Raw genomic sequence first — 18737 nt, 5'->3', positions numbered from 1 at the left:
TCGTTGCGCAGTTTACGTCCTGTCACTAAAGTGGTGTGACAGGACTGCCCATACTAGGGCGTATTATACTGCTCGTGAGTAAAGAGCTTAAACAGATAAAATGAGTTAATTAGAATCAAGCCCAAGTTGGAGATCACTGACGTGTTCATCAGATCGAGGCTGAACAAAATAAACAGGATGCTGCAGGTCGCCAATGCTGCACCACGCAGCAAGGTTTTATGGTTAATAAAAAAGGCACCAAATCCTAGCACTAGCAGTAATAAATTAAGTAGCCAGTCAAATTCGTTCGGCATGATCGTCAAAGTACTCCAGGTTGTTCAATAAAGGGGCGCCATTATGCGCCCCAACCTCAGTCTCTTCAAACGAGTATTTTTATATTTTTCGGATTAGTTTTTCTAATCGAAAAGCATCTTCATGAAGGCAGAGATAAAACCTTGTTGTTCGATGATTTGGTATTTCTGACAAGAATCCGGGTCGCGCTCATCCTGACACAGATAAAGTGTGTTTTGTTCCAGGGCCGGTCGGATATGTAGGTTTGAGTCAAACAAAACAGGGTCTACCCCCGGTAAGCCGGGCCAATAGACACTTTGCGCGACCAGTCCGAGCTTTTCATAGGTAATAAGTTTAGGCTTGGGGAAAACAATCATTAGGAGTAAAACCACAGCGGTGATAATCCAGCGGGTTTTATTTGGTTTGGCCTCTTCTTGTTGTGCTGCGGCGAGTTGTGCTTGTTGTTGAAGTTGCTGTTGTTGTAATGCTCTTTGTTGTTGAGGTGATAAGCGTTTTTTTTGTTTCGGTCGCTTGTTCTTGGACCTGGCATCTACCTGATTGAGCAATGCCTGTTTTTTTGGTCTTTGTGCCATGCTTTGCTATAGCCTTTTGTTTGCAGGACTCTATAATAGTTCTATGCTAATAATAGCGCATTTCAATTGACTAGCCCACGGGAAAGGATATGGAACAACAAATCTCTATATTAATTGTTGATGACGTAGGCACTGTTCGCAGTTTCTTGCATCAGACTCTGATGCACTTGGGCATCGATAACGTAAAAGAAGCGTCAACGGCAAAACAATGTATTGCTGCATGTGAAGAGCAGCACTTCGATATCGTGTTTTTGGATATCGAACTTCCTGATGGAGATGGTAAAGAGCTGATCGCAGAACTGGCTGAAATTAACCCGGATATTAATGTGGTTATGGTGTCGGCACACTCAACGGTCGATAACGTGAAAGATGCGATAGAGCGCGGAGCTAAAGGATTTGTGGTTAAACCATTTTCACCCAAGAAAATTGCCGCAATGTTGAAAAAGTTCTATCCCAAACTTGAATTAGCTTAATCTATGTTGATAACAGGGTGGTGTATATCATTCACCCTGTGACGCTGCCGATAGGCAATTTCTACAGGGGGGTTTGTGCATTTTACACTTTAGCGTTAATACGCAGGCATAAAAAAACCGACTTACGTCGGCTTTTTCATATCCAATACCACAATTATAGTGCTTTGATTTTAGCAGCTAGGCGGCTCTTATGACGAGCAGCTTTGTTTTTGTGGATAAGACCTTTAGTTGCGTAACGGTCCAGGATAGGTGTAGCAACAGCGAAAGCTTGCTGTGCAGCTTCTTTGTCACCAGCTTCAATTGCAGCGATTACTTTTTTGAAGTAAGTACGCATCATTGAACGACGGCTTGCGTTGTGCTGACGACGTTTTTCGCTAGTGATAGCGCGTTTTTTTGCAGACTTGATGTTAGCCAAGGTATGCTCCTAACAATCTTAAAATAAGCTTAGTTTAAAGGCCGAGGAATATGCCCTTTTTATTCTTTAAAGTCAATAAAAATTCCCCTCGGCTGGTCAATTTGTTTGCATATCGTGCTTGTCCCTAGCCCCTCGCAGCCATAAGCGGCTAGTTGGGTTGCACGACAGCGAGTCTGAAATGATTGGGGCAACCGCAATCTCAGATCTTATACCAAGTTAGCGCTCTGTTAGAGCACACCACTTGGCACACTGCAGTTATTGTAGCAAATCCCCTACCGCTCTACTAGAGTGTTTGTGTTGTTCCTTCAGACAGGCTTACTTTGATGGTATCTCTTTAGACCTATATCTGTGCTCATCATCAAGCATTAACGTGAGCTATGTCTAACAGGTGTATGAGTATTTATCTGGACTGGCTTATGGCATAATTCCGCGCAAATAATACTGTGAGGAAATTGAGTGGCGAAGGGGTTGTTTAAATCGGGCATGATCGTGAGTGCCATGACCATGATATCCCGGGTGATGGGACTGGTCAGAGACGCTGTAGTAGCAAATTTGTTGGGGGCTGGGCTTGCTGCCGATGTGTTTTTATTTGCTAATCGTATTCCGAATTTTATGCGTCGCCTTTTTGCCGAAGGCGCTTTTGCTCAGGCATTTGTGCCTGTGCTCGCCGAGATAAAAGAGCAGCATGGAGATGACAAGGTACGGTTGTTTGTTGCGCAAGCCGCAGGTACTTTGGGTACCATTCTTATGCTGGTGACCTTAATTGGCGTCATTGGCTCTCCTGTAATAGCAGGGCTGTTTGGCACGAGCTGGTTTATTGACTGGTGGCAGGGTGGCGAGAATGCAGAGAAGTTTGTATTAGCCAGCGCACTGTTAAAGCTGACCTTTCCATATTTGTTCTTTATTTCTTTGGTTGCACTGAGTGGCGCTGTACTGAATGTGTATAATCGCTTTTCTGTGGCAGCATTTACACCTGTGTTATTGAATATCTCTATCATTGCCAGTGCACTGTTGCTCCACGACCAGTTTGAACAGGGCGCATATGCTTTGGCCATCGGGGTATTTCTGGGTGGACTGATACAGTTTTTATTTCAACTGCCTTTCCTGGCTCGGCTCGGTATGTTGTCGAGGCCTACATTTGCCTGGCATGCACCCGAGGTAGTGAAAGTTCGTAAACTGATGCTCCCGGCAATGTTTGGGGTATCGGTCAGTCAGATCAATTTATTGCTTGACACTATTATTGCTGCGGCATTGGCAACCGGCTCTATTGCCTGGTTGTATTATGCAGACAGACTAATTGAGTTTCCACTCGGGTTGTTTGGCATTGGCATTGCCACAGTGATTTTACCCGCATTGTCTAAGCTCCACGCAAAAGATAGTATTCAGGAGTTTCAGCAAACGCTAGATTGGGGGGTCCGGTTTGTGCTCTTTTTGGGGATCCCCGCAATGGCCGGATTGATACTCATCAGCCCGATTATTATTTCTGTCTTGTTTGGTCATGGTGCCTTTGTTGAGAGCGAGCAGGACAACGTTGGTGCTGTAAGTGGCGCCGTTACGGCCTATTCAGTCGGTCTGGTCAGCTTCATGCTAATAAAAGTATTGGCCCCCGGCTTTTTTGCCCGCCAGGACACCAAAACCCCGGTTAAAATCGGTATTATTGCGATGTCGCTTAACATGCTGTTTAACCTGATGCTTGCACCGTTTATTGGCTATCTTGGGCTAGCACTGGCAACGGCATTATCAGCCACCTGCAATGCTGCCTTATTATACCGGTACCTCAATCAGGCAGGTGTATATCGCGTGTCGGGCTTTACCCTGACATTTGCTGCCAAATGTTTGCTTGCTAGTCTGGTGATGTCGGGCGTGCTGATGTGGCTTGATCGGATGTTGCCTTGGCAGGGGCTAGCGTTTCTGGAGCAAGTCGGCATATTGGGTCTGCAATTGGTGGCTGCAATACTGACGTACTTCGTTGTGATGTACCTTACAGGGGTTAGACTGAGTACGATTAGGGACAGTTCAGCGGTTCCTGCAAGCACTGCATAGGCATTATTCGCATTTGCCGGGAACTTGGGTATAATCGGGCTTTTATACTGCTTTAGTAATCACAGGTGTTAGTTGTATGCAATTGATCAGAGGGATCCATAATATTCGACCCCACCACTATGGCTGTGTGTTGACGATAGGGAACTTTGATGGCGTACATCTGGGGCACACCGAAGTACTGAAGGGCTTAGTGGAAGATGCTCGGGTGCATAACTTGCCAAGTACGGTTATGTTGTTTGAGCCACAACCACAAGAGTTTTTTGCCAAACAACAAGCGCCAGCTCGATTGACCCGACTTCGAGATAAACTCGCGCTATTGGCTGATATTGGTATTGAGCGTGTGATCTGTGTCAGTTTTAACGCGCGATTTGCCAACTTTCAGGCCGAAGACTTTGTTCGTGAAGTACTGAGTGCAAAACTGGGTACCAGAGCCCTGACCGTTGGTGATGATTTTCGCTTTGGTAAAGGCCGGGTCGGGGACTTTTCGATGTTGCAACGACTGGGGCGCGAGTTGAACATGAAAGTGACGGATACGCAAAGCTTCAGACAACGGAATAGCCGGGTCAGTAGTACATTGATCCGTGCTGCACTGGCCGAAGGCGATGTTGGGCTGGCTCATGAAATGCTTGGCCACACCTATGCGATTTCAGGACGGGTGATCCATGGTTGGAAAAAAGGTCGTGAGTTGGGGTTTAAAACTGCCAATGTTGCGCTTAAACGTCAGGTCAGCCCCGTTCAGGGCGTATTTGCAGTGCGTGCCAGGGTACAGGACACTGACTATTGCGGTGTTGCAAACGTTGGTACAAAGCCCACCTTGAATGGTAAGCGAGCCTTACTAGAGGTACATATTTTCGATTTTGACCAGGAAATCTATGGTCAATTTATAAAAGTGGAGCTGCTTCATAAGCTCCGTGATGAACAAAAATTTGAGTCATTGCAGCAGTTAACTGAGCAAATTGCTCAGGACGTCATTGCTGCAAAACACTTTTTTCAATAATTTTAAGTAGCCGATACGGAAAGTAAAGTAAATGAGCGACTACAAGCATACGTTAAATCTACCGGAAACTGAGTTTCCAATGCGTGGCAATTTGGCACAACGCGAGCCCAAAATGCTTAAAAAATGGTACGAACAAGATCTGTATGGTCAGATCCGCAATGCCAAAAAAGGTAAAAAGCCATTTATTTTGCACGATGGTCCTCCCTATGCCAACGGTAATATTCACTTAGGTCACTCCGTAAATAAAATTCTTAAAGATATTATTATTAAGTCAAAGACACTTTCCGACTTCGATGCACCGTACGTGCCAGGCTGGGATTGTCATGGATTGCCGATTGAGCTTCAGGTTGAGAAGAAAGTTGGCAAGCCAGGTAAAAAAGTATCTGTTGCTGAATTTCGTGAAAAGTGTCGTGACTACGCGCGCAAACAGGTTGACGGTCAGAAAACAGACTTTAAACGTCTGGGCGTTTTGGGTGACTGGGATCGCCCTTATCTGACAATGAACTTCGACTTTGAAGCCAATGCACTACGTGTATTGGGTCGCATCATTAAAAATGGTCACCTCCATAAAGGGGCTAAGCCAGTCCATTGGTGTACAGACTGTGGCTCGGCTTTGGCGGAAGCGGAAGTAGAGTATCAGGACAAACAATCTCCTGCGATTGATGTTAAGTTCGACTTTGTTGATGAACAGGCGTTGGTAAGCGCGTTTGCATTGGCTGATGAACATCAGGGTAGCGGCGCTGTCAGCACTGTGATCTGGACAACGACGCCTTGGACCCTGCCTGCCAACCGCGCGGTTGCTGTCCATGGTGGGCTGGAGTACGCGCTGGTACAAATCGAAGATGAAGGCCATGAGCAACGTATGGTATTGGGCTCTGAGCTGGTCAAAGATGCGATGGATCGGTTTGGTTTTAATCGTTATCACGTGCTGGGTTATGCCAAAGGCGCGGTACTGGAAAACTTGCGTGTTGCGCATCCTTTCTATGACTTTGATGTACCAGTGATCCTGGGTGAGCATGTCACAACTGATTCAGGTACAGGTATTGTTCACACAGCACCTGGCCACGGCCCGGAGGATTTCGCTGCAGGTCAAGCTTATGATCTGGAAGTGGCAAATCCGGTCGGTGCAAATGGTGTATTCCTGCCAGATACGCCTGTGTTCGCAGGTCAGCATGTATTTAAGGCAAATGATGCGATCATTGAACACTTAAAAGAAAAGGGCGCATTGGTTCATCATCATGCGATGACTCACAGCTACCCACACTGCTGGCGTCACAAAACACCGATTATCTTCCGCGCGACACCACAATGGTTCGTGAGTATGGATCAGGCGAATCTGCGTCAGGATTCTATGGCAGAAATTGGTAAAACTCAGTGGATCCCTGAGTGGGGTGAAAACCGTATTGCAAACATGGTTGAAGGGCGCCCGGACTGGTGTATCTCGCGTCAGCGTACCTGGGGTGTTCCAATCGCATTGTTCGTTGACAAAGATACAGGTGCATTGCATCCGCAAACTGAGACTTTGATTGAAGAAGTCGCTAAGCTGGTTGAGCAAAAAGGCATTCAAGCCTGGTATGATCTCGATCCTGCGACTTTGCTGAATGAGGCTGATGCGCAACAGTATGTCAAAGTACAAGATACGCTGGACGTATGGTTCGACTCAGGCGTAACACACGCCTGTGTTGTTGACGCGCGCGAAGAGCTGAGCGGTCCTGCTGACCTTTATCTGGAAGGCTCGGATCAGCACCGTGGTTGGTTTATGTCATCGATGATGACATCAGTAGCCATCAACGGCCATGCACCTTACCGTCAGGTTCTGACACATGGCTTCACGGTGGATGAAAAAGGCCACAAAATGTCAAAGTCGCTGGGTAACGTGATCTCACCTCAGGACATCATGAATAAGCTGGGTGCCGATATTCTTCGTCTGTGGGTCGCTTCAACTGATTATACGGCTGAGATGACCGTCTCAGATCAGATTTTCAAACGTGCCGCAGATCGTTATCGTCGTATCCGTAATACCAGCCGTTACCTGTTGTCGAACCTCAGTGGCTTTAACCCGGCGACGGATCTGGTTGCTGTTGAAGACATGATTGAACTGGACCGCTGGATTGTCAGCCGTGCAGCGCAATTACAACAAGAGATTGTAGAAGCGTACGATAACTACCAAATGCTGGTTGTGACACAGAAACTCATGAATTTCTGCACCGGTGAACTCGGCTCGTTTTATCTTGACGTTATTAAAGACCGTCAGTACACCGCTAAGAGTGACAGCCATGCGCGTCGTTCATGTCAAAGTGCGCTGTATCATATTGCAGAAGCGATGACACGCTGGATGGCACCTATCATGAGCTTTACTGCGCAAGAAATTTGGGAAGTATTACCAGGTGAGCGTGGTGAGTTTGTCTTTACAGATGTCTGGTACGATGGACTGACACAGGTGAGCGAAGGCCAGTTGAGTAATGATTTCTGGCAAGAGCTGTTAGCCGTGCGCGACGAAGTGAACAAAGTGCTGGAAAGTGCGCGTAAAGAAGAGATCATTGGTGCAACTTTACAGGCGGAAGTGACGCTGTACACAGGCGGCGACCTGGCAGAGAAACTTCAAACCCTGAAAGATGAGCTGCGGTTTGTATTATTGACATCTAAAGCTCAGGTGGAAGTGGTGAACGCTAAGCCAGAAGGCGCTGTTTCTACGGAGATTGACGGCTTATTTATCTCAGTGAAAGCAACACAGGCACCTAAGTGTGAGCGCTGTTGGCACCATTGTGAAGATGTAGGTCAGCATGATGCGCATCCTGAGTTGTGCGGCCGTTGTGTGACCAATGTCGATGGCGCTGGTGAACAGCGTCAGTTCGCTTAATCTAGGAGTATTACATGACCAAATCGACCGAGCGAAGTGGTCTGGTGTGGTTGTGGCTGAGTCTACTGCTTTTTGCAGTAGACTTCGGCACGAAAGCACTGGTAGTCGAAAACATGCGGCTCTATGAGTCTATTGAGTTACTGCCATTTTTTAATTTTACCTATATGCACAACTATGGCGCGGCGTTTAGCTTTTTAAGTGAAGCGGGCGGTTGGCAACGTTGGTTTTTGAGTACCATTGCCGTTGCTATCAGTGGCTTACTAGTTTACTGGTTGAAGAAGTTACCTGCTAAAAATTGGTTGTTGTGTAGTGCGTATGCGCTTGTCCTGTCTGGTGCCTTAGGGAACCTGTATGATCGGGTTACACTAGGCTATGTGGTGGATTTCTTACACTTTTACTATCAGGACTGGCATTACCCGGCATTTAATGTCGCAGACATGGCCATTGTAGGTGGTGCTGGTTTATTGTTATTTGACGCCATTTTTGGTGACAACGTGGATACGCAGGAGAAAAAGGCATGAGTGAGCAGCTAATAGGCCCACAATCTGAAGTTTTATTTCATTTTTCGATAAAACTGGCTGACGGATCCGCAGCGGACTCAACGAAAGTGCACGACAAGCCCGCAAAGCTCTTTATGGGCGACGGTAGCCTGACTGAGAACTTTGAAAAGTGTTTATTAGGGCTGCAAGCGGGTGACAGCAAATCATTCGAACTTGAGCCACAAGATGCCTTTGGGATGCCAAACCCGGACAATATTTATTATGTTGATCGCAGTAAGTTTGGCGCCGATACACCAGCTGAAGTGGGCAGTATTATCGCGTTTACTCAGCCTGATGGCACTGAGCTTCCAGGCCTGGTACGTGAAGTCGCCGGTGATTCAGTGACCGTTGACTTCAACCACCCATTGGCCGGGCAAAAAGTAACCTTTGAAGTCGATATTTTAGAGGTGAAAAACTAATGGAGATCTTACTCGCCAATCCACGTGGCTTTTGCGCCGGGGTTGATCGCGCTATTAGTATCGTTGAGCGCGCACTCGATATCTTTGAAAAACCGATTTATGTTCGTCATGAAGTTGTACACAACAAATATGTGGTTGACGGATTGCGCGCTCGTGGGGCGGTATTTGTCGAAGAGCTGGATCAGGTGCCTGATGATAGTATCGTGATCTTTAGTGCGCATGGCGTGTCACAACAAGTGCGTCAGGAAGCCAAGCGTCGTGAGTTGAAAGTGTTTGATGCCACGTGTCCTTTGGTGACCAAGGTACATATGGAAGTGACACGTGCGAGCCGCAAAGGCACTGAGTGTATCCTTATCGGACATCATGGCCACCCGGAAGTTGAAGGCACTATGGGTCAGTACAATAATTCGGCGGGCGGAATTTATCTGGTTGAAACACCGGAAGACGTCGAAACGCTTGAAGTAAAAGATCCCAGTAACCTGTTTTACTGCAGTCAGACGACACTGTCAGTGGATGATACCTCTGACGTGATTGAAGCATTGCGTGAGAAATTCCCTCAGATCCACGGCCCCCGTAAAGATGATATTTGCTATGCTACGCAAAATCGTCAGGATGCAGTCAGAGATTTGGCTAACAAGGTCGATTTGCTGCTTGTTGTCGGGGCAAAGAACAGCTCCAATTCAAATCGCTTGCGAGAGCTTGCAGACAAAATGGGTACTCGCGCCTTTTTGATTGACGATGACCAGTGTCTGGAAGCAAGTTGGTTTGAAGAGGTTGGTAAAGTAGGTGTGACTGCTGGCGCATCAGCGCCTGAAGTGCTGGTGCAGCAAGTGATCGATCGTCTTAAAGCATTGGGTGGGGAAACCGTTGTAGAAAACCCAGGTCAGGAAGAAAACGTGGTATTCGCTGTTCCTGTTGAGCTTAGGTAGTACTTCCTCACCATGGATAAGTCAGAGGCAATAGGCCTGGGACTGTTAAAAGCCATGGTGTCTGAGCGAGGTGTATTGGCCATGCTGATCGCCTCGCAGTCCCTTTCTTTTATTTATACACTCGCTGATTATGATGACTTCTGGCTTACCCTGGGTCTGGTGAGTTTATTTACCCACAGCAATGCGTTATTGTCTTTGGCTATCATCTCCCTTATCAGTGTGTTAAACGTGTCTAAACCGCAGCACAATGGGGTGCTTGAGTTGAGCATTGTCTTTGTGGTATTCCTTAGCGTATGTATAGGCTTGAGTATTGGGATCCAGTTTACTCCTCTCACTTCTCACGTCCCGGTAGACTGGGGGCCGGTGTTTAGTCATAGCGCAATTTGTTGCTTTGTTGTGGTTATTCTGCTGTATTTTATGTCTATCTATATTGATAATGTGAATGCACTTGAACTGGCCGCGCGAGCAGAAATCGACGCATTACACGCCAGGATCCGGCCACACTTTTTGCACAACACACTCAACACCCTCGCCGAGTTGACACACGAGAATCCACAAGACGCGGAGCAGGCAGCATTGTTGTTGGCACGTCTGATGCGCGTGTCGCTGGCCGAGAAAAAGTGGCACACCATTGCGGATGAAGTGGCTTTGACAAAAGATTATCTGAACCTGGAGCACTTTCGTTTTGAACAAAGATTACAGGCACAATGGATAATTGACGATGCTTTACTGACCGTGCCGATCCCAACATTAACGCTTCAGCCACTGGTCGAAAATGCGGTATTGCATGGTATAGAAAAACGCGTCCAGGGTGGGACTATTACTATCCAAATTGAACAGACCGGCGATACCATTTCATTATGTGTCACCAATCCTTTGTCTCTGTCTACACATCAATCTAACGGCAATGGGATTGCAACTAAAAACATAGATAAACGACTCTCTCTGTATTATCAGCGCCGGGCTAGTTTGAGGATTGCGCGAGATAATGATAAATTCGTAGCAACCATCCTTTTACCTGACACCGGAGCTTATGAATTATCTGATTTTGGATGATGAGCCGATCGCCAGACGGCGATTACGGCGCTTGATGTCGGAGTTTGATCATTTCAATTGCGTGGCGGAAGCCGCTGACGGTACACAGGCAATTGAGCTATGCGAACGCACTGCACCAGAATTGGTGTTTTTAGATATTGCGATGCCTGGTATCGATGGGCTTGAGGTTGCTGGTGTGCTGAGGCAGCAAATGCCTGAATGCAAGATTGTGTTTGTGACTGCCTTTGCAGAACACGCTTTGCAGGCATTTGATTTGCTGGCCGAAGGTTACCTGGTTAAACCCATAGACAAAGAACGTTTGGTCGCCTTACTGGAGCATATATACGGCGAACAGATGCAGCGTTTGCAATATCAGGTTGGTCATGACACTCGTTGGGTAGCCGTATCTGATATTTTGGTTGCCAGGAGTGACGACCGCTACACACACATTTATTTTAAGGATGGTGAAGCGCTGATCGATATTCCATTGAAGAAGCTCATGGCCACTTATCCGCGGCATTTTGTGCAGGTGCACAGAAACACTCTGGTAAAGAAACAGGCTGTACGTAGCCTGGAGTCTGTCGAAGGAGCCCACAGGGTCAGGCTGGATGGCTTTGCTGAGCCCATTACTGTGAGCCGCCGCGCTGCAGCTAACTTCAAATCACTGTTCTGACCATTAAACCCGACTGATTGACCGTTGAGCCCACGACCGGGTTCATGACGAAGTGATTCATTATATTATGTAGTGGAGCAAACTGACTTTGAAAAATGATGGCAAACACTGTGTGTATTAACACCAATCGTGGATTTACCCTTTTAGAATCGCTCATCGCGTTTATGGTGCTGAGCTTTGGCCTGCTCGGTGCAGTGGCACTTCAGGCAAAAGCCAAGCAAGCCAGTTTCGATTCTATGCAACGCGCAGCAGCAGTCGCCCTGGCTGGCGATATCATGCAGCGGATCCGCAGTAATGATACCCTGAATCTTGATGATCAGTACCAACAAGTGTTTAGCAGCACAGCTACAGTGAACGGTAATAACAGCTGTTTTAGTAATATATGTAGCAATGCAGACATTGCGGCTATGGATCTGGAGCAATGGGTCATGGCCATCCAGGCCAAAGAAAATACCGGCTCGCTCGATGACACAACAGTGTGCATTACCACGGCTTCGGTTGCAGGTACTCAGGGCCGAGGATTTAATGTGACTGTGAGTGTGGCATGGGCTGGTCGCCAGGCTTTTGAAATGAATGCAACGAATCAGGCCATCAATTGTGGTGAGAATAACGATTATCGGCGTGTTGTTAGTATCAATAGCTATATTCTGGTGAGGGATTGAAATGATGCGCTCTGGTTTCACCTTAGTCGAGTTACTGATCTCCATGTTTATTGGCGCGCTGTTGCTCGGCGGTGTTGTTACGGCGTACGTTAGCATGAAAGTCACCACCCGAGATACTATGGCCATCGGCGAGCTTCAGGAAGTTGGGCGGTTAACACTAACTTTACTGCGGCGCGATCTTGAGCAGGTGGGGTTTTGGGGCACATTTTACGACAAAGGTCTGACGGCCAGGAACTCAGTTAGCCCAGCAAACCCAAGCAATGACTGCTTTGGTGGTCTGAATAATGGTAGCTTCCCGAATGCGGTGCAAACCAATTTCCGTTCTATTTACGCCGAAAAGACCAGTGGCGCCGCTTTGAGTTGCATCTCAGGTGCTAAAAACAACACAGAAGTATTACAGCTTAAGTTTCTTGAAGGGCGGCAGATCACGGACGATAACGACGTAGAAAATAATCGTTACTACTTTATCGCTCAGCAGGAGCAGGGGACTTTTGTGGCGGGAAGCAGTTATGGCGGGCAGCCGACTAATAACTCGACTCTGTGGCCTTATAGTCACCATGCTTATTACATCGAAGAGCAACCAATCAGAATTAATAGCCAAACCATTACTACCCCAATTTTAATGCGCAGGCGGTTGACTGTGGGTGGTGGCATGACGACCGAGGCAGTAATAGAAGGGGTTGAAGATATTCGCTATCTGTTTGGGTTAGATACAAATGGTGACAGTCGCGTGGATACTTATCGAAGTACGCAGGATATGACAGCAGGTGATTGGGAACGCTCAGGAGGGATATTGACGGTGCAAATCATTGCACTGGTTCGGGTACTGGAAGCCGATGCGGGTCTGGAGTTAAAGAATCAAACTTATACCCTTGGTAACGACCCGGACAGGCGTACTCTGACCTTTAATGATAACTATCGGCGCACGGTGTTTTCGACCACCATTCAGCTTTACAACATGGGGATCTCGACATGGTAATGGCACACAAACAGCGCGGCATGGTGTTGATCGTCTCTATGGTACTGATCGTGGCAGTAATGAGCGTTGCCGTGACACTAATGAGCAGCAGCACCATAGATATAAAAGTGACTAACGCGGCGCAGGAGCGAGAAGCGGCGGAGGCATTACTCATGGGGGAGGTGCAGCGGATCATCTCTCAGGAGAAAGCGCGCGTAAATGAAAGTGTATTTCAGTCACGCAATGGTGAGTTCACAAACGATGAGGGTGAGTTGGTGCGAAGGACCATCCATATTGATGAAGAGCTTGAGCTTGAGAGTATGCAGGCAAATCTTAACAGTGGTCAGTTATTACTTGAATGTCCCCGTGTTTTTAATTTTACCGAGGGGCTCAGCTGTGTCATCACCGAAGTGGAAAGCAGTATCCAGTATGGCGACCAGTCTCGGCATCAGGTGACTGTGGTGATTGGTGTTGCGCAGGAAGTCATTGGTAACCTGGGGAATCAATAATGTGGTACAGAATCATACTGGCCCTGAGTAGTTTACTGGTATTCAGCACACAGGCCGAAGACATAGAGCTATTTGTAAAGCACGATATTTCGAATTCAGAAAAATCCCGGGTTCTGGTGGTTTTTGATACCTCTGGCAGCATGGCGTGGGATGTTAAAGATGGCCAGCGATGCTACGAGTATCGTAGTGGCCGGTTTCGTAGTATTAATTGCTTTGACTCTTCGCAGACGAGTAAGCGGTGTTATAAGGTGATAAATGGTTGGTATAGAGAGAGCAATTGTGGTGACAGCCGTTTAAAGGTTGCACAGGATGCGATTACCACATTGGTGGATGATAATCCTGACTTTGATATCGGCCTGATGCGGCTCTATTCAAGCTCTGGTGGATATGTGCTGAATGGGTTGGGGGCTGATCAAACAACCTTAAAAAACAAAATTGCTAACCTGCCAGCAAGCGGTAATACGCCTCTGTCCGAAACCCTTTGGGAGGCATATCTTTATTTGACCGGAAAGAATGTCTATTATGGGCGGGATAAGTGGGACCGCGATACTAGCATTGAAAGCGGTGGGGTGTATATTTCGCCGTTTAAGCCAGACCCACTAGCCCCTAAACGCTGTGATACCTCCACTAATATTATCTTAATGACGGATGGGGACCCCACGAGTGACTCTGCACGTAACACAGATATCTATAATAAATATGTGTCTACATTCGGCTCTGCACCCAGCCGGGTATCTAATAATTACCTGAACTCACTGGCTAAGGTGATGAGAGGCACGCCTGAAACTCAGGTTGACCTGTATCCCGACACGCCCCAGGAACAAGATTTTGCCCGTACCTATACCATCGGGTTTGGCACCGGGATGTCGAATGCGGGTAAAGCCTTACTGGAGCAAACCGCACTGGATGGTGGGGGGGAATACAAGCATGCAAATACCGCTTCTGAATTGTCAGAGGCGCTGAAAGCCACGATCACCAATATCCGCGAGAAAAGCGATAGCTTTTCGTCGCCGTCCGTGTCGACCAGTAGCTCAGATCTAAGCCGCAGTGGTGATTCTATCTATTACACGATGTTTTACCCGGAAACCCATACCCGTTGGCGCGGCAATCTGAAAAAGCTCAAAGTTAAGGGGTCCGTGATCCATGGCATGGGCAGTAGTGGTCATGCTATCAATGAAGAAGGCACCATCGCTGACAATGTGACGACATACTGGTCTCAGCCTGGCTCAAAAGACGGCTCTAAGGTTGGTGTTGGCGGTGTTAATTATCAGCTCTCCAGACAGACAAGCCGCAAAATCTACTCAGATTATGGCAAAGGCACCCTAATGTCGTTTGACTATTCCACTGCACTAATCGCTGCGGGCGGGGATTTGTCGAAACTCAGCACCTTGTTTTCTGTGGATAATGCGGATGTATTACCCAATGTAATTAGCTGGGCCAGGGGGATTGATGTTAATGATGAAAATAACAACAATTCAACGTTGGATAGACGTGAAACCATTTTCGGCGATCCGTTGCACTCCAGACCAGTAACCCTAGATTATGGCAATGGCGACCTTCGTGTGATTGTGGGGACCAACGCTGGCTTTTTACACATGTTTAAAGACCATGGCGACACAGTGAGTGAAAGCTGGGCATTTGTGCCCGGGTCCTTATTGGATATCCTTAAACCGCAAATGGATCGACTGGATGACACTAAGCTCTACGGCGTCGATGGCCCCATTACCGTTTATTTTTGGGATAAAGATGATGACGGTAAGGTTGGCAGTGGAGAGCGCGTTTGGCTGATTGTGGGTTTGCGCCGTGGCGGCAACGAGTATTACGGTTTCGATATTACCTCGCCGGATAGCCCCCAGCTGCTATGGGGCGGCCCTATTCGCGGTGGTGTGGCACCTTATGAGCAATTAGCACAGAGCTGGTCTAAGCCTCAGGTCACCTTTATTAAGGCCAAGCCTGATATGCCAGTTTTGGTATTCGGTGCCGGTTATGACACCAATAAAGATAATGCGTTATTTTCAAACGACAATATAGGTCGTGGCATATACATCGTTGACATTGAAACCGGAAAGCCGTTTTGGAGTTTAACAGCAGAGAATGGCTTTAAGGGTAAACACAGTATCGCCTCCGATCTGAGCACGGTTGATTCTGACTATGATGGGTATGTGGATCGTATTTATGCCACCGATACTGGAGGCGGTGTGTGGCGGTTTGACCTGCCAGGTACCAACCCGAATGACAGAGAGAATCCCTGGACGCATTTCCAGCTGGCTAACCTGAGTGGCGGCACGGATAACAACAAAAGGCGGTTTTTCTATCCGCCCGTGGTAGCGCGTACCTATTTTTCTAAGGTATCAACCAAAACGGTGAATGGGCAGACCATCACTATACGTCGGGATATTCCCTACGAGGGCCTGTTAATTGGCAGTGGCAACCGGGCTAAGCCTACATCAACGTCTGTGCAGGATTTTCTGTATATGGTTCGGGATGAGAACACCAAAACCCGTTCTTTTGATAGTGAGACGGCACCGGCAGTTATTCGCTCGTCAGCTCTACTGAATGTCACAAACGATCCATTTTATTCTCGCCTAAATGACTTTGATCGCTTTGTCGAAAAAGAGGTCGAGCTTGGCGCGGCGAAAGGCTGGAAGTTAAAGCTGGGTAGTGGAGAGAAGTCGATGGCTGCTGCGACAGTTGTTGCGGGTGTAGCCTATTACACGACCTTTACACCGGCGAGTGTGGAGGTGAACGAGTGTTCAATCACTGCCGGTAAGGGTAGGCTGTACGTCTTGCACTTAAATTATGGTATGCAGATGTTAGATCAGCGCAGCTATCAAACCACCGCTGAAGTGCCGGATACACCAAGAGTTCATTACAGTGAACACACCAATGAAGATGGTAGCACCACGATTAAAGCGCAGCTGATCAGCCCTATTGTTATTGATGGAGGTTCTGGTGGAGACGTGGTTGATGGTCAAGTGATATTAAAAGAACCACCTGCTGCAGCGCCTTACGAGAAGGCAGATGGCTCTACCGGGGGCGTAAAAGCTGAGAACGAAGTAGAAATCAAAATGCAAACGCGGTTGTTGTACATATACAAAAAAGAAGAGCATGATGAAAAGAACTAGTAACACTGTGATGGGGTTCACCTTGGTTGAGATGATGATCACCATAGCGATCCTGGGGATCCTGGCAAGCATCGCTTATCCCAGTTACTCGGAATATGTGAGGCGAGCGGCCAGAGCGGAGGCCGCGGCAACCTTGCTGGATGCTGCCAATAAGCAAGAGCAATATTTTGTCGATAACCGGGAGTATGCCAGTTCTCTGGCTGCGCTCGGATTACCAACAACTACGGAAAATGACTACTTTTCGCTGGAAATTGAGCTAGGCAATGATTTAAATACCTTTGTTATCAGAGCGTCAGCTTCTGGTGGACCGTTAGAGGATGACACTGAGTGCACTACATTGACCATTAATAACCTCAATATCCGGGGTAGTACAGGGAGCTTTGCTGTCGATCGTTGCTGGGGCCGTTAGATCCCAGCGCGTTTAGGGCGTATCACTGCGTCCTTTGTGAGCTAAGTCGTTCAGACACATTTTTTGGTCTCTCTGAGCCGGCTTCTGCCGACCACACTGACTGACAATGCCAGCCCGATAGGCGCACCAGAGAGTCGTTGTGTACAATACACAAAAGTCCCGTTACCAAACCCTTTCAAGGTACCAGTGTGCTTAAAGGTGATAGCCGATCTGGGATAGTCCAGGGTATCGCTGTTACGGATCCCTGAGAGCACCATAAGTTTCACATCTTTTTTATCCAAGGCCGCGCGCTCATCACGGTCTGTGAAAACGGTTAACTCTTGATGCCAAAGGTGCGTACATCGGTTACTGACCAGGGGGCAAATGGTGACTGGCGTCTGATGAGTTACTGCGTGCAGCCGTGTTAAGGTCAGATGCCTGTCGAGCGCAACCAGTGCTTGTTTGGCTCTGTCCATTTCGGTAATAGAGTGTACTGCCGGAGCGGCCAGTAGTAAAAGCACGCTAAGAAGCGCCATGCAAACGAGTAATTCAAACAGGTTAAACCCTTGTAGCTTCCTTATTGTCATGAGTATGCATCCGTGCATGAGTCATAGTGTTAGCCTAGCTGCCGTAGTATGGAGAGCAAGGTATATGAATAAATATCACCTCAATTAGCCTGTCTGTTTACACAGGCTCACTCATTTTTGGTTCTATAGATTTAATTATCGGGCGCAATTGATGCAATAGTGGGCAGGCCAGAGCGACTTTCGGGTGTAAAACACGCTTTAGTTGCAAGTCAGGGTTGTATCACCCCGATATAGTGCAGAACCAACAACGCTCACCTCGAGTTGTTGATTAGGGAAGTCCGTTGCGGCAGGGCAATAAATAAAGCTGCTGGCCTGGAGCATGGCTGTACGGCCACTGGAGTCAAAGCGTAAGCTGGCTGCAGGGAAGGTCAGGCCATCATTGCTGGGAACTTGCTCCATGACACGCAGCAAGTCATCGACACCTGTATTGTAGGTGCCGTTATTGTTTCTATCGAGGAAAACGGTAACGCGGTTAGCCTGCCAATTGTCCTGACAGACAAAGCTACTGTTAGTTTCAACCAGGGTTGCGGTGGCAGGGCACAGAATGATGATCTCATCCGTCGCCGTTGCTTGCGCTCGGGCAAAGGTTACAGTGCGTTTTAATTCTCTCAGGTAGGACTCAGCGCGGGTTGAGGTAGTCAGGCTGCCGCTGAACGAAAAGGCCAGCGTGGCCAGTACACCTAAAATAGCAATAGTGATGACTAACTCAAACAGTGTAAAGCCTGTATTTTTTTTCATGGTATACAGCCAAAGACAGGAATAACTACTACCTAATATAGTGCGTCTTTTTGTTTATTTATTCAATCGCTTTGTTTGCCTTGTTTTGTGTGATTGTCTAAAATCGACGCATTACCAAAGGGATAACAATCAACCATGAAAAAGATAGAAGCCATCATTAAACCATTTAAACTGGATGACGTTCGCGAGGCGTTGTCCGACATAGGTATTACCGGCATGACCGTGTGCGAAGTTAAGGGGTTTGGCCGACAAAAAGGGCACACTGAGCTGTATCGTGGCGCAGAGTATATGGTCGACTTTTTGCCAAAAGTGAAGCTGGATATTGTGCTTGCTGAAGAAGACGTAGATCGGGCTATCGACGTTATTTTAAAAACGGCGCAAACCGGTAAGATTGGTGACGGTAAAATCTTTGTCACTGAAGTGGAGCGGGTTGTCCGTATTCGCACCGGAGAAGAAGACGAAGAAGCAATTTAATCTTCCCACGCTTAGTCGCAGAACAAAAAACGCCGGATGCTTGTTGCAAT

Annotated in this window: 20 protein-coding genes; 15 read left to right on the top strand and 5 right to left on the bottom strand. The window is 47.5% G+C overall.

The annotated features are described in order from the left end of the window. Window positions 1-53: 53 nt before the first annotated feature. Complete coding sequence (locus tag AT705_RS06405) at window positions 54-293, bottom strand: hypothetical protein (protein ID WP_010382493.1); 240 nt, start codon at window positions 291-293, stop codon at window positions 54-56. 102 nt (window positions 294-395) lie between these two features. Further along, window positions 396-863 (bottom strand): hypothetical protein, encoded by a 468-nt coding sequence (locus AT705_RS06400; protein WP_058795952.1) that lies wholly within the window; start codon window positions 861-863, stop codon window positions 396-398. Window positions 864-952: 89 nt separating this feature from the next. Between AT705_RS06400 and AT705_RS06395 the strand changes: the two genes are divergently transcribed. Further along, a complete protein-coding gene (locus tag AT705_RS06395) occupies window positions 953-1336 on the top strand; it encodes a response regulator (RefSeq protein WP_049864014.1) in 384 nt (127 codons plus the stop codon). A gap of 154 nt (window positions 1337-1490) precedes the next feature. Here the strand turns inward: AT705_RS06395 and rpsT are convergent, their stop codons facing one another. After that, a complete protein-coding gene (gene rpsT / locus AT705_RS06390; RefSeq protein ID WP_010382487.1) occupies window positions 1491-1751 on the bottom strand; it encodes a 30S ribosomal protein S20 in 261 nt (86 codons plus the stop codon). 456 nt (window positions 1752-2207) lie between these two features. On the opposite strand from rpsT, the gene murJ reads away from it, so the two are divergent. The 13 genes from murJ (at window position 2208) to AT705_RS06325 (ending at window position 16909) form a co-directional block, all read left to right on the top strand. After that, complete coding sequence (gene murJ, locus AT705_RS06385; RefSeq protein ID WP_257721230.1) at window positions 2208-3794, top strand: murein biosynthesis integral membrane protein MurJ; 1587 nt, start codon at window positions 2208-2210, stop codon at window positions 3792-3794. 76 nt (window positions 3795-3870) lie between these two features. Further along, the gene (ribF, locus tag AT705_RS06380) at window positions 3871-4791 is read left to right on the top strand and encodes a bifunctional riboflavin kinase/FAD synthetase (RefSeq protein WP_058795951.1); all 921 of its coding nucleotides are present in this window, start codon (window positions 3871-3873) and stop codon (window positions 4789-4791) included. A gap of 31 nt (window positions 4792-4822) precedes the next feature. Continuing rightward, window positions 4823-7651, top strand: coding sequence for an isoleucine--tRNA ligase (gene ileS, locus AT705_RS06375; RefSeq protein ID WP_058795950.1), 2829 nt, complete (start codon window positions 4823-4825; stop codon window positions 7649-7651). Window positions 7652-7665: 14 nt separating this feature from the next. Further along, on the top strand, window positions 7666-8172 hold the full coding sequence (gene lspA / locus AT705_RS06370; RefSeq protein ID WP_058795949.1) for a signal peptidase II: 507 nt from the start codon (window positions 7666-7668) through the stop codon (window positions 8170-8172). Continuing rightward, entirely contained in the window at window positions 8169-8609 is a 441-nt protein-coding gene (gene fkpB / locus AT705_RS06365; protein ID WP_010382474.1) for an FKBP-type peptidyl-prolyl cis-trans isomerase, read from the top strand. The genes lspA and fkpB overlap by 4 nt, the downstream gene beginning before the upstream one ends. Continuing rightward, window positions 8609-9538, top strand: a complete 930-nt coding sequence (gene ispH / locus AT705_RS06360; RefSeq protein ID WP_058795948.1) for a 4-hydroxy-3-methylbut-2-enyl diphosphate reductase — start codon at window positions 8609-8611, stop codon at window positions 9536-9538. The genes fkpB and ispH overlap by 1 nt, the downstream gene beginning before the upstream one ends. 12 nt (window positions 9539-9550) lie before the next feature. After that, window positions 9551-10594, top strand: a complete 1044-nt coding sequence (locus tag AT705_RS06355) for a sensor histidine kinase (RefSeq protein ID WP_058795947.1) — start codon at window positions 9551-9553, stop codon at window positions 10592-10594. Then, on the top strand, window positions 10572-11246 hold the full coding sequence (locus AT705_RS06350; RefSeq protein ID WP_058795946.1) for a LytR/AlgR family response regulator transcription factor: 675 nt from the start codon (window positions 10572-10574) through the stop codon (window positions 11244-11246). The genes AT705_RS06355 and AT705_RS06350 overlap by 23 nt, the downstream gene beginning before the upstream one ends. Before the next feature lie 95 nt (window positions 11247-11341). Then, window positions 11342-11908: a type IV pilus modification protein PilV gene (gene pilV, locus AT705_RS06345; RefSeq protein ID WP_058795945.1), complete on the top strand. Its 567-nt coding sequence runs from the start codon at window positions 11342-11344 to the stop codon at window positions 11906-11908. 1 nt (window position 11909) lies between these two features. Continuing rightward, window positions 11910-12887: a PilW family protein gene (locus AT705_RS06340; protein WP_058795944.1), complete on the top strand. Its 978-nt coding sequence runs from the start codon at window positions 11910-11912 to the stop codon at window positions 12885-12887. Continuing rightward, complete coding sequence (locus tag AT705_RS06335) at window positions 12881-13375, top strand: pilus assembly PilX family protein (RefSeq protein WP_058795943.1); 495 nt, start codon at window positions 12881-12883, stop codon at window positions 13373-13375. Before AT705_RS06340 ends, AT705_RS06335 begins: the two co-directional genes overlap by 7 nt. Then, window positions 13375-16500, top strand: a complete 3126-nt coding sequence (locus AT705_RS06330) for a pilus assembly protein (RefSeq protein ID WP_058795942.1) — start codon at window positions 13375-13377, stop codon at window positions 16498-16500. The genes AT705_RS06335 and AT705_RS06330 overlap by 1 nt, the downstream gene beginning before the upstream one ends. Then, window positions 16487-16909 carry a type IV pilin protein gene (locus AT705_RS06325; RefSeq protein ID WP_058795941.1) on the top strand — a complete coding sequence of 141 codons (423 nt, stop codon included), beginning with the start codon at window positions 16487-16489 and terminating at the stop codon, window positions 16907-16909. Before AT705_RS06330 ends, AT705_RS06325 begins: the two co-directional genes overlap by 14 nt. Window positions 16910-16959: 50 nt before the next feature. On the opposite strand, the gene AT705_RS06320 is transcribed toward AT705_RS06325, so the two are convergent. After that, the gene (locus AT705_RS06320) at window positions 16960-17475 is read right to left on the bottom strand and encodes a GspH/FimT family protein (RefSeq protein ID WP_167551978.1); all 516 of its coding nucleotides are present in this window, start codon (window positions 17473-17475) and stop codon (window positions 16960-16962) included. A 198-nt stretch (window positions 17476-17673) separates the two neighbouring features. Then, window positions 17674-18213, bottom strand: a complete 540-nt coding sequence (locus AT705_RS06315) for a GspH/FimT family pseudopilin (protein WP_058795939.1) — start codon at window positions 18211-18213, stop codon at window positions 17674-17676. Window positions 18214-18348: 135 nt separating this feature from the next. Between AT705_RS06315 and glnB the strand changes: the two genes are divergently transcribed. Next, a complete protein-coding gene (gene glnB, locus AT705_RS06310) occupies window positions 18349-18687 on the top strand; it encodes a nitrogen regulatory protein P-II (RefSeq protein WP_010382451.1) in 339 nt (112 codons plus the stop codon). Window positions 18688-18737 lie beyond the last annotated feature (50 nt).

Source organism: Pseudoalteromonas rubra, from assembly GCF_001482385.1.
GTDB lineage: Bacteria > Pseudomonadota > Gammaproteobacteria > Enterobacterales > Alteromonadaceae > Pseudoalteromonas > Pseudoalteromonas ardens.
The sequence above is the reverse complement of the archived record's forward strand: the minus strand, read 5'-3'. Positions and strand labels throughout refer to the sequence as shown.